This window comes from Mycobacterium sp. 1164966.3, from assembly GCF_001665395.1.
GTDB lineage: Bacteria > Actinomycetota > Actinomycetes > Mycobacteriales > Mycobacteriaceae > Mycobacterium.
The window spans coordinates 38,163-50,200 of sequence record NZ_LZSG01000040.1 but is presented as its reverse complement, the minus strand read 5'-3'; the positions used below and the strand labels follow the sequence as shown (position 1 = coordinate 50,200).

The following is a 12,038-nucleotide window of genomic DNA, read 5'->3' as shown; positions in this document are numbered from 1 at the left end:
CGTGCCTGCCGCTACCGGTCCCAACTTCCGGATCGCGTAGGTGGTGGCGAGTCGTCCGCCGTGTCCCAGCGCAGATAGATTGCGATGCCCGGCTTGCCGCCTGCTCGCGAAACTCTTGCGAAATCCTTGCGGCACGACCGCAGCTCACGCGGCGACGTCGTGGAAGGGCGAAAGGCATGCAATCAGCATGCGGGCCCGCGGGCCGCTGCGGATGAGTAGGACTACGCGTCTTGCCCGGTTCGGGCCAAGCGACAACCCCGTGGCAGCGCGGCCGTCACCGGGCCGTTTCGGTGACGCGCCTCAGTCGCTCACGGGTTCTGACGGCACCTTGTTGGGTTCGTCTGTGACAGGCGCGGCATGTTCCTCGTCCTCCGCAATGGACGCGGCCTCACCACGCGCCAGCATCACCGTGGAGACGATCACCAGCACAGTTATCGCTATCAGCAAAGCCCACTCTGGGCCACTTTCGAGTTGCAGCGACTCCTTGAGGACGGCGATACCCAATATCACAGCCACTATGGGCTTTGCGACGGTGATCGTCGGCAGGGAGGCGGTCAGCGAGCCGGCGCGGAAGGCCGATTGCTGGAAGATCATTCCGGAGACTCCGGCGAGGATCCAGACAGGGAACTCCCAGGTGTGCAGCAAGTGGTGGCCGCCGTGATGAATCACTTGCGTAATGCCCTTGGTAAGTACGACGAACAACGCCAGCGACGATCCCGACACCGCCCCCAGCAGCACTGCCGACGCCGGACGGCCTTTGAGAACGCGGGCCCCAAGCACACACAGCACCAACGCCGGACCCATCACCATGGCCACGATGAGCCAGTCGCCCACGGCGCCCCGTTTCTCGCCGGCCGTGGGATCTCCCACCTTGATGAGCAGCGCCAACGCCGCGGCAAGTATTACCGCCCACACCCACTCCGATCGGGTGATGGGATGGTTGGTCACTCTCGCGTAGATGGGCATGGCGAACAGCAACACCGTCACCTGCAGGCAGGTGACCAGCATGACCGAGCCGTAGTCCAGGGCTATGGCAATGAATATGTAGCTGGCTACGTCCCCGAGGCCGCCCAGCCACCAGCGGCGATTGCGCACCAGCATGCTGAACAGCGTCAGGTGGCCGACTTCTCCCTCGGTGACCGTATGAGCGGACCGCTGGCGGACCACGCTTCCGATTGCGGCCGACAGCGCGGCGAGCAGGGCCAAGATTCCAGGAATAATCTCCTGCTTCAACACGGTTGCCCTCCTCGCCGAGCCCTGATGTGGCGCAGTACACCCCGCCGCTTACCAGCGGTTTCTTTTGCGATGACTCTAGTCTCCGAGAGACCGCCAAGAGGGCTTCCGCCGAAAGTCCCGAAAGCTGGTTCGGCAGTCGGCCCACCCTTAAAGCGGAAACTTGGTACCCGTCATCTGCTCGGACCGCTCCCAGAGTTCGGCGGCGGTGGATGCGCGCTTGGCCAGCCACGTCCTCCAGACCGGCCGGCTGCGGCCCCAGAGTCCGAATCGCGGGCCCACGAACGTATTGCCGGGAAGATCCTGCGACACCGCAAACAACGTCTGGCGGGCGCCGAAGTCGGCGTCGCTGGAAACGACCCGATCAACGGCCAGCACCAGGCCGTCCCGCACCCTGCTGCCGGAGCGGCCCTGCAAATTTGTGTGCGACCAGCCGGGGTGGGCGGCCAGGGCGCGCAGCGGCGAACCGGCGGCATCCAGGCGGCGTTGCAACTCACTGGTGAACAAAAGGTTGGCCAGCTTCGACTGGCCATAGGCCAGGAATCCCGAGTACGGCCGGGACTGCCAGTGCAGGTCTTTGAAGCTGATGTAGCCGATCATGTGCAACAGCGAGGACACCGTCACCACCCGGTCTGTCAGCCTGGGCAGCAGCAAGTTGGTCAACGCGAAATGACCGAGATGATTGGTACCCAGGTGACTCTCGAAGCCGTCGACGGTGAGGGCGTGCGGGACGGCCATGATGCCGGCGTTGTTGACCAGGACGTCGACATCGTCGATGGCGTCGGCGAAGCGCCGCACCGAGGACAGATCCTGCAGGTCGAGCTGACGCACCTCGACGTCCCCGGTCATGCGTTCGGCCGCGGCCTCGCCCTTTCCGGTATCACGCACGGCAAGGACCACGCGAGCACCGACCCTGGCCAACTCACGCGCGGTCACCTCGCCCAGTCCCCCGTTGGCGCCGGTGATTATCGCCGTGCGTCCGGCGAACGAGGGCAGGTCTGCCGCAGTCCATTCAGGCATGGCAGTCACAGTAGTGGGAGCTTCGTTCGGCGGGATATGTGCTCGAGCAGATCGAAGAGTTGCCCCTTATCCAGCGGACCTCGCGGTAGGGTGCTGGAAATACCGCGGAAGCCCACCCGGACACCCAAGTCTTTTCTCGAGGAGAACTCAATTGGGACGCGATCTACCCCGCCCTGTCAGCCCTTCTGAACGTGGGTGACCGCGGATGTACATAGGCGTCATCTTCAATCCGCACGCCCGCAGGAATATCGCTGCTCCTGGGCGCAGCCGCGAGCTGCAAAACATTCTCGGCAAGTACGGCGAGGTGCACGAAACCCACTCCGCCGACGACGTCCGCAAGGTCCTGGGGGAGCTGTTACCGCGGATCACCCACTTGGTGAGCGACGGCGGCGACGGATCGCTGAACTGGCTGGTCAACGACACCGAGCACTGCGTCGCCGATCCGCACGACTGGCCCACGTTCGTGCCCAGCATGGGCGGCAGTGTCAACGCCATCGGACGTAAGGCGGGAGTGAAGGGGCGGCCCAAGGAGATCCTGCGGGAACTCGCGCTGGCCGCGCAGGCGGATCGGCCCCCACCGGAAATGCGCCTCGACACTCTGACACTCGACGGCGAAACCAAGGACGGCGAGAAGTTTCATCGCCTGTGCTTCGGGCTCGCGGCCGGAGGCGTCGGCAACCGGTTCTACGACAGGTACTACGACAACCACACTCACGGCCGGGCAGACGTCGTCAAGGTGATCGCACGCTCGGCCCGCGACTACGTGCAAAACAAGATCCAGCCCAGCCACGCGATCACCCCGAACTATGCGACCAAACTGTTCATACCGACGCAGGCACGCGTGGTAATCGACGGCGACGAGGTCCCCACCCGGGAACACAGGTTTCTCAACGCCGGCGCTATCGACCTGGTTATCGGTGGCGGGTTCCGGCTTTTCCCGAAGGCGGCCGAGCCTGGACTGCTGCATTTCCAGGCCGGGAACCTGCGGCCCTCGAGGATCATCGCGCAAATGCCCAAAGCGCTCCGCAGCGGCAAGATCCGCGGTGGTTTCGAGTTACGCGACGTCAACGGACGCGAGATGATCATCGAAATCGAGGGCGACGACGAGCCACTGTCGCCGATCGTCGACGGCGAGCGCTTCTTCGACATCGTGCGGCTGGTGGCTCGCGCCGGACCACTCATCCGCGTCGCGCGGGTGGAACCTTCCGTCGCCGCGCTCGCGTAGGGCACCGAGCGGGAGACCGCATCCAGACCGAGCAGTTCCGAGAACTGTCGCAGGTCAAAGCCGCCGAACTCGGCAGCTTGGCGTCAGTACGTCAGTACGTCAGTATCAGGCTCGCAGCCGCTGGGGCTGCTCGGGCGGTCCGGAGGCTGGGACGTGCAAGGGTCCGAGACTCGTTGCTACAGCACCGTCCCGCAACCAGGTATCAAGCGTCTATCCCCCACAGATCTTGTTTGCCAGTACGCGCCTGCCGCTGGCAGCCAAAATGGCCGGACATCGTTTGTCCGACCGTCGTGCCGCCGGTTTCATTAAATACTGAGATACGGAGGATCGTATGTCAGTATCTCCGGAGCTGGCGGGTTTACCAGGCAAAACAGGGTGCCGATTGAGTACTGAGATACTGACAATAGTGACTACTGAAAAACTGAGTCCGCGTTCGCGAACACGGTACGGCAGGATATAAATAGCGAGCGATTACTCGTTTAGTTGGGTTAGCTGTGAAATTCATATGTAGCGCAAAAAATTTCTTCCGATATCTTTGCTTGAGCTTCGTCGGCGGCTACTATCGGTCATCAACAGCACTTGCGACGGGGGAAGTGCTCAGTGATCGCGGTCTGAGGGCCGACCACCGACGTGAAACGGAGCGACTCCAATGGAGACTCTTATTGACTTCCTGCACATGTGGGAAAAGCAGCAACCAGACAAAGTCCTCTACCGGTTCGTCGATGTCGACGGACGAGAGCTTGAGCAATACACCTACCAGAGCTTCGCCGAGAGGACCCGCGAACTTGCTGCCTACCTGTCCACCGAGGTCGGCCTCGAGCCCGGAGAGCGGGCGCTGCTCGTCTACCCACCGGGCCTGGAAATGGTGGCGGCTCTGATCGCCTGCGCCCGCATCGGGGTCGTCGCGGTACCGGTCAGCCCTCCCCTTCCCATGGCCTTCGAAGCCGGCCTGGCCAAGCTCAGCTTCATCGCGCGGGACAGCCAGGCCAAGGCCGTGCTGTCGACCAAGGAATTGGAGTACAACTACCGGCTGATGGTGGGTCACCTCGATGGGATCCAAGCTTGGTCAGATGCCCAGCGCCTTCCGGAGCTCCCCTGGTTCGCGACGGACGCCACCCGGGAGTTCGGCGGGCCGCTGGTGGCGGACACGCCTAACCCGATCCTGTTCCTGCAGTACACATCTGGCTCCACCAGCGACCCCAAGGGGGTGATGGTGAGTCACGCCAACGTCATCGCCAACGCCCGCGCCTTCACGGGCGGCGAGGTGAGCGTCAGTTGGCTACCCCAGCACCACGACATGGGCCTGATCTCCGCTTACTTCTTCGTCTTGCTGATCGGCGGGACGAATCACGGCATGTCACCGGAGGACTTCCTCAAGAAGCCGGCGACCTGGCTCCGGCTCATCAGTGAGGTGCGTGCAACGCACTCACCGTGCCCCAACTTCGCACTCGAGTACTGCCTGCGCGAGGACAAGCTGCCCACCTCGGACCTGGCCGGCCTCGACTTGAGCAGCCTCGACTCGTTCGTCACCGGGGCAGAGCCACTGCGCGCCAAGACCTTTATCCGCTTCCGTGAACGCTTCGCTCCCTACGGACTGAAGCCTGAGGCGGTGACCGGTGCTTACGGCCTGGCGGAAAACACGCTGATCGTCACCCTCCGCGGACGCCAGATTCTGGCCGTCAACAAACGAGCGCTGCAACAGAACGTCGCGCGAGTCGAGAAGACATTGCCGGAGAACAACAATCAGGCCCTGCTGGTGAGTTCCGGCAAGCCCCTTCCCGAGAACATCGTCCGGATCGTCGATCCCGAAACCCGGCAGGCTCTGAACGAGGGCCAGGTCGGTGAGGTTTGGGTGGACGGACCGTCCAAGGCAGACGGCTACTGGCATCGTCCGGACGCCACCGCCGAGTTGTTCGGCGCCCACATCGCCGGCGACGAAGGGCACACCTACCTGCGTACCGGTGACCTCGGTTTCATGTACGAGGGTGAGCTGTTCGTTTGCGGCCGGACCAAGGACCTGATCATCGTGCGGGGCGTCAACTGCTACCCCGCCGACATCGAGGCCGTCGTGGAACGAGCGGCGCCGGAAATCCGGCACGGCTGCGTCGCCGCCTTCTCAGTCGAGAACGAGGAGCAGGAGGCGCTGGTTGTGGTCGCCGAGGTGCGTGATGAGAACACGCTTCCGGACACCAAAACCCTGGCGCGGGCGATCCGCAAGCACTGCCACATCGAACCGCACACCATCGCGTTGCTGCCGGCGCGCAGCATCCCCAAGACCACGTCGGGGAAGATCAGGCGCCGGGAGACCCGGCAGCTCTGGCTGGACGGCAAGCTCTCCGCGGTGGCGACCTGGGTCGGTCACCGGGCCACCAACGAAGCGCTGGATGCCAGCGCGGGACCCATGGAGCGCTTCCGCCACCTCATCGACAGCTACGACCTGACCGGTCAGGAGGACTGCTCCTTCGCCGACCTCGGCATCGACTCGCTGAGCCTGGCCGAGCTGCGCAACGACCTGCAAGCCCTACTCGAAGAGCACGGCGCGGCAGAGCTGGCCGAAGAGGTCAACACGCGGCTGCTGCAGCGGCTGACCGTCGCCGAGTTCTTCCGCCTGGTAAGCCAATTCGGCGATCAGGACGGGCAACCGCTCGAGACTGTGCGGCAGGCGCTGGTCCAGATTTCCGCGGAGTACGAGGCCTACGAGACCAGGCAGATGCGCGCCGACGCCCAACTGCCGCTGCCGGCGCTTCCAGAAGCCCGGCCGGAGGTGGTGAGCGACGTCCTGGTCACCGGCGTCACCGGGTTCCTGGGGCCGTTCCTGCTGAGCAGCCTGCTCACGCAGACGTCCTACACCTTGCACACGCTGATGCGCGCCACGGATACAGACCACGGTCTGGACCGCATCGTCGCCTCGCTGCGGCGGGCTCAGCTCTGGTCTGCGGAGCTGGAAGCCGAGGTCCGGGCTCGGGTGCGGGTGATCTGCGGCGACCTGGCCGAGCCGCACCTCGGCATCGGCGAAGCGGCATTCCAGCACCTGGCGGAGAACATCGACGCCATCGTCCACAACGGCGCCCTGGTCAACTACGTGCGGACCTACGACGCCCTGCGGCCCGCCAATGTGGGCGGCACCTGGGAGCTGCTGCGCCTGGCCATGACGTCCCACCGCAAGGCGTTCCACCTGGTCTCCAGCACCTTTATCTACGGGTGGAGCACCTTGCCGGTGGTCGGTGAGTGGGATGCGAACGAAGTGATGAGCGGTCTGGACTTCGGCTACTCGCAGACCAAGTGGGTCGCCGAGCAGCTGGTGCTGGAAGCCCAGCGTCAAGGACTCGACGTGCGGATCTACCGGCCTTCGCTCATCTCCCCGACCAGCGCGGGCTTCGGAAGCAGCGAGGACATCCTGGTCCGCCTGACGGCGTTCATGATTCAGCACGGCGTGGCCGTCGAAGCGTTCAACCAGATCAGTCTGCTGCCGGCGGACCTGGTCGCCGATCACATCGTCGAGCTGATGGAAACGGACCTGCCGGATGAGGTGGGCACCGTCTTCAACATCACCGCCGACGACTACTACGGCCTGATGGATGTCACCCGGCTGTTGTCCGAGCGGCACGGCTATCACTTCGAGTACCACGACATTCCGTCGTTCACCGAGCAGGTGAACCGGCTGGCCGGACCTGGCGATCCGCTTTATCCGCTGGTCGATTTCCTCACCCGTTCGGCCAGCAAGATCACGGCAATGCGGGACAAGCGCTACGACAACACCCAGTACCGGCGCGCGCGCTCGCTGGCCAAGGTCCGGCTCAGCGAGCCGGCCCTGGGACAGACTGTCGACGATCTGCTTCGGTTCGTGCGGAGCGAAGGTCTGATCAGCGAGGCGGAAACCGAGACCCGATGCAGTGCCTAGGCACACTCCGGTGTCGTAAAGCGATATTCTGCGAAAGGGTTCACCATGTTCACCGTCGATGACCAGGCAACTGGCCGGCATGACGAGTCGCTCGACCACGAGCGACTTGTCCTGCAGGCGCGCGACGTCGACTTCGATTGGGCCAAGCTGCCTTTCCACTATGTGCCCAACGAGGTCATGGCCACGCATTTCTGCAATGTCCTGCACCTGCTGCTGCCCGCCGGCGAGGAGTTCATCGCAGCGATATTCAAAGAGGCGCTGCCCCTGATCAAGGACGATCAGCTGCGGCTCGACGTCCAGGGCTTCATTGCCCAGGAAGCCATGCATTCGCAGGCGCACTCGGGGGTGCTGGACCACTTCGCCGCCAGGGGAATCGACCTGACGCCGTTCATCGACCAGGTCACCTGGATGTTCCAGAAGCTGCTCGGAGACCGGCCGCGGTGGAGCCGGCGGCGGCGGCAGAGCTGGTTGCTCGAGCGGGTGTCGATGGTGGCGGCCCTCGAGCACTACACCGCCATCCTGGGTGAGTGGATTCTCGACACGCCGCAACTCGACGCCGCCGGCGCCGATCCGGTGATGCTGGACCTGCTGCGCTGGCACGGTGCCGAGGAGGTCGAGCACAAAGCCGTCGCTTTCGACACCATGAAGCATCTGCGCGCCGGGTACTGGCGGCAGGTGCGCACCCAGCTGCTGATAACGCCGGCGCTGGCGCTGCTGTGGGTCCGCGGCGTGCGCTTCATGTATTCGGTCGACCCGCACTTGCCACCGGGGACCAAGGCGCGCTGGCGTGACTACCTGTCCGCGGCACGCCGGGGCTTGCTGCCCGGGCCGACGCAGTTCCTGCCGGTCATCAGCGCCTACTACAAGCCCGGTTTTCACCCGTCCCAGCTGGGCGGCGTGGGACGCGCGGTCGACTACCTGGCGCGATCGCCTGCAGCGCGCGCATCTCACTGAACGCAGCGCGGACGACTCATGACCACCATCGAGGCCGCTGCTAAAACCGTGCCCGCGTCGGACGGCGTGAACTTGGCGGTTCACGCCTACACCGAAATCGACAACCGGCGGCCGACCATCCTTGCGGTCCACGGCTACCCGGACAACCATCACGTCTGGGACGGTGTGGCACGGGAACTCAGCCAGCAACATGACGGCAAGTACAACTTCGTTGCGTTTGACGTGCGCGGTGCCGGCGAATCGTCAACGCCCGCAGAACGATCCGGCTACCGACTCCCCCAGCTGGTCGCCGATATCGGCGCGGTGATCGACAGCCTCGGCGTCGACGCGGTGCACCTGCTGGCTCATGACTGGGGCTCCATCCAGGCCTGGGCGGCGGTCACCGACGATTCGGTGATGGGCAAGGTCGCATCATTCACGTCGATCTCCGGCCCGCACCTGAACTATGCCGGCAAGTTCCTGCGGTCAGCGCGTACCCCGCGAGCCGTAACCGACGTGGTGAAGCAATTTTTCGCCTCGTCATACATCTGGTTCATCCTGAGCCCGGTCGTTCCCGAGCTGGCGGCCCGCACCGGGGCAGGCGCGAAAATATTTGAGACAGTTGAACATATCGGCCAGACCAGCACCCGCACCCAGCGCCGTGCCGACTACCGGTCGACCCGTGACTACCTCAACGGGCTCAACCTGTATCGCGCCAACATGCCCGCGCCCATGCTGAAGCCGCCGGCGCGGCTACCGCAGACCACCGTCCCGGTGCAGGTGCTGGCAGCGCGTCAGGACTATTTCGTCTCGCCCGCCCTGCAACGGTTCACCGGCTCGATCCCGGCCCGCAGCAGGGTTCTCCCGATCGAAGGCGGGCACTGGGTGGTGGCCTCGCGTCCCGACGTCATCGCACGGCTCACCGCCGAGTGGATCGACCTCGTCATCGAGGGCGGGGCTACGGTTGCCGAGTCGGTCGTCGCCAGCGGCCCTCGTGACGTGCGGGGCAAATTGGCCCTGGTCACCGGGTCAGGCGCCGGGATCGGCCGGGCCACCGCGGTGGAGTTGGCCCGCCAGGGTGCCGCCACCGTCCTGGTGGTCGACCGCGATCTGGCCGGCGTCGAAGGCACCGCCGATGCCGTCCGCGCTGCCGGCGCCGAGGCGGCGGTCTACCCGGTCGACGTCAGCGACGAAGCGGCGATGAATACCCTTGCGGCACAAGTGCTCAGCAAGCACGGTGTGGTCGACATCCTGGTGAACAACGCTGGCATGGGGTTGGCGGGCCGGTTTTTTGAGACCACGCCGGAGCAGTGGGACGCGATCATGGACGTCAACGTGCGCGGCGTCATCCACGCCAGTCGGGCGTTCGGTGCGCAGATGGTCGAACGGGGCCAAGGCGGAACGATCATCAACCTGTCGTCGGGCGCGGCGTATGTGCCGTTCAAATCGGCCGTCGCGTACGTCACGACGAAGGCGGCGGTGCTCGCGTTCAGCGAATCGTTGCGTGCCGATCTCGCCGACGAGGGCATCACCGTCACGGCGGTATGCCCAGGATTCGTCAACACGAATTTCGCCAAAAGCATGATCTATGCGGGTATGACCGCCGAGGAGCAGGAGCACGCCCGCGAGCAGGCCGACGCGGCGTACCGGCGTCGCAACTACACGCCGGAAGCCACCGCCAAGGCGATTGTCAAAGCAGTCCGGACCGGCCCAGCGGTGTTGCCGGTTACGCCCGAGTCCCGAGTCGGCTATGCGGCACGCCGCATCAGTCCGTCGTCCATTCGCCTGTTCGCGCGACTAGACATTAGACAGAGATAGCGAGAACCCCTGTGTCACAGACTATTTGGGAAAGCAGACCAGCCGACTTGTACGGCCGCCGCTCGCGCGACCGCTTTTTCACCGCATTGACCGGCGCCGGCACCCTTTTCGGCAGCTTTGCATCCTTGTCCCGGTGGAATCCGTCGCGGATAGTGCCGGTGCAGCGAAACAGCATCGCCGTGGTCACCAAGCGCGAACTGGTCGCGCCCGACGTGGTCGCCTTGACCCTGGCCGACCCCGACGGCGCCTTGCTGCCGTCCTGGACACCCGGCGCGCACATCGACGTTCGACTGCCCTCGGGGCGCCGCCGGCAGTACTCGCTGTGCGGTTCACCCGGGCGGCGCACCGACTACCGCATCGCCGTGCGCCGGATCGCCGATGGCGGCGGCGGTTCCATCGAGATGCACGAAACCTTCGACCTCGGCGACACGCTAGTGTTCGAAGGTCCCCGCAACGCGTTTTATCTCGTCACGGACGAGCAGGAGCTGTTGTTCGTGATCGGCGGCATCGGGGTGACCCCGATCCTGCCCATGATGCAACTGGCTCAGCAGCGCGGAATGCGTTGGCGTGCAGTGTATGCCGGTCGCAGCCGCCAGTACATGCCGCTGCTGGACGAAGTGGTTGCAGTGGCGCCGGACCGGGTCACCGTGTGGGCCGACGACGAGCGAGGCCGGATGCCCGCGGCGGCGGACCTGCTTGCCGATGCCGGGCCGACGACGGCGGTGTACGTGTGCGGCCCGACCGCCCTGCTGGAGGCGGTGCGCACTGCCCGCGACGAGCAAGCCGATGCGCCGCTGCACTATGAACGCTTCGGGCCGCCGCCAGTCGTCGACGGTGTGCCGTTCGAGTTGGAACTCGCGCGCTCGAAGCGGGTGCTCAGCGTGCCGGCGAACCGGTCGGCGCTGGGCGTGATGCTCGACGGCGACCCGACCACGCCGTATTCGTGCCAGCAAGGCTTCTGCGGGACCTGCAAGGTCAAAGTGCTTGGCGGCGAAGTCGATCGCCGGGGGCGGGCTGCGGAAGATCAGGACGAAATGCTGGTTTGCGTGTCGCGGGCGAAAAGCGGTCGCGTCGTGATCGACGCCTGATCGATCCGTGCGTCGTCACATTCCGGTCAGCGTCAGCCGCCGCCGAGCACTTCAACTGGCAGGTGGCGCAAGCCTGGCGGCCGTCGTCGGCGGCTGCGCGTCGACGAAACCCGGCACGGCGCCGAGCGTGACCCCCAGCCCCACTCCGGTCACCGCTGCGCCCAGCACCACCGTCCCTGCGCCAAGCCCGACTCGGGTCTTCCCCACGACGAGCAGCGCGGGCATGCTGCTGTGCCGCGATTCCTGGGGAGCCCGTCCCGCCCGGCCCGGCGGCAAGCCGCACACCCTCACCCGGATGACCATCCACCACTCCGGGGTCGTCCTCGGCGACAATCGCAAGGCGCCGGGCCGCCTGCGCCAGCACCAGCGTTACCACCAAGACCAGCTCGGTTGGATCGACATCGCTTACCACGTAAGCGTCGACCGCAACGGCGACATCTACGAGTTGCGGACGCCGACGTTGGCCGGCGACACCGCAACCGACTACGACACGACCGGCCACTTCCTCGTGCTCTGCGAAGGGGATTTCGACGTAGAGGAGATAACCGAAGCTCAACTCAACGGAGCCGCTTTGGTATTCGCGTGGGCCGCACAAACGTTCGGCTTGGCGAGCGACACCCTGGCCGGCCACCGCGACGTCGCGCCGACCACCTCCTGCCCGGGGGCGAACCTCTACTCCCATCTCATGTCCGGAGATCTCAAACACCGCATCGACGCCCTGCTGGCCGCAGGCAACGTGAGCCTGCAGAAAATCTGTGGTCCCGACGCGGCGGCCGTCGTCGCTGATATCGAAGCAGGCCGCTGACGGGAACGGGCTACC

9 protein-coding genes are annotated in these 12,038 nt (G+C 65.2%); 6 read left to right on the top strand and 3 right to left on the bottom strand.

Going from position 1 to position 12,038, the window contains the following annotated elements; translation table 11 throughout:
- Positions 1–300 precede the first annotated feature (300 nt).
- Positions 301–1,233: a DMT family transporter gene (locus A9W99_RS14115; protein WP_067378834.1), complete on the bottom strand. Its 933-nt coding sequence runs from the start codon at positions 1,231–1,233 to the stop codon at positions 301–303.
- Between the two features lie 150 nt (positions 1,234–1,383).
- On the bottom strand, positions 1,384–2,253 hold the full coding sequence (locus tag A9W99_RS14110) for an oxidoreductase (protein ID WP_067378622.1): 870 nt from the start codon (positions 2,251–2,253) through the stop codon (positions 1,384–1,386).
- Between the two features lie 205 nt (positions 2,254–2,458).
- On the opposite strand from A9W99_RS14110, the gene A9W99_RS14105 reads away from it, so the two are divergent.
- The 5 genes from A9W99_RS14105 to A9W99_RS14085 all read left to right on the top strand — a co-directional run bounded on the left by A9W99_RS14105 (position 2,459) and on the right by A9W99_RS14085 (position 11,218).
- Positions 2,459–3,478, top strand: a complete 1,020-nt coding sequence (locus A9W99_RS14105; protein WP_067378619.1) for a diacylglycerol kinase family protein — start codon at positions 2,459–2,461, stop codon at positions 3,476–3,478.
- Between the two features lie 649 nt (positions 3,479–4,127).
- Positions 4,128–7,379 carry a thioester reductase domain-containing protein gene (locus A9W99_RS14100; protein ID WP_067378617.1) on the top strand — a complete coding sequence of 1,084 codons (3,252 nt, stop codon included), beginning with the start codon at positions 4,128–4,130 and terminating at the stop codon, positions 7,377–7,379.
- A gap of 45 nt (positions 7,380–7,424) precedes the next feature.
- Entirely contained in the window at positions 7,425–8,333 is a 909-nt protein-coding gene (locus tag A9W99_RS14095) for a metal-dependent hydrolase (RefSeq protein WP_067378614.1), read from the top strand.
- Positions 8,334–8,351: 18 nt separating this feature from the next.
- Positions 8,352–10,130 (top strand): SDR family oxidoreductase, encoded by a 1,779-nt coding sequence (locus A9W99_RS14090; protein WP_067378612.1) that lies wholly within the window; start codon positions 8,352–8,354, stop codon positions 10,128–10,130.
- An 11-nt stretch (positions 10,131–10,141) separates the two neighbouring features.
- Positions 10,142–11,218, top strand: coding sequence for a PDR/VanB family oxidoreductase (locus A9W99_RS14085; protein ID WP_067378608.1), 1,077 nt, complete (start codon positions 10,142–10,144; stop codon positions 11,216–11,218).
- Between the two features lie 51 nt (positions 11,219–11,269).
- Here A9W99_RS14085 and A9W99_RS26600 read toward each other — a convergent pair whose 3' ends face one another.
- The gene (locus A9W99_RS26600) at positions 11,270–11,521 is read right to left on the bottom strand and encodes a hypothetical protein (protein ID WP_156623096.1); all 252 of its coding nucleotides are present in this window, start codon (positions 11,519–11,521) and stop codon (positions 11,270–11,272) included.
- Here A9W99_RS26600 and A9W99_RS14080 point away from each other — a divergent pair.
- Positions 11,514–12,023 (top strand): peptidoglycan recognition family protein, encoded by a 510-nt coding sequence (locus tag A9W99_RS14080; RefSeq protein WP_082929995.1) that lies wholly within the window; start codon positions 11,514–11,516, stop codon positions 12,021–12,023. The genes A9W99_RS26600 and A9W99_RS14080 overlap by 8 nt on opposite strands.
- The last annotated feature ends 15 nt before the right edge of the window (positions 12,024–12,038 follow it).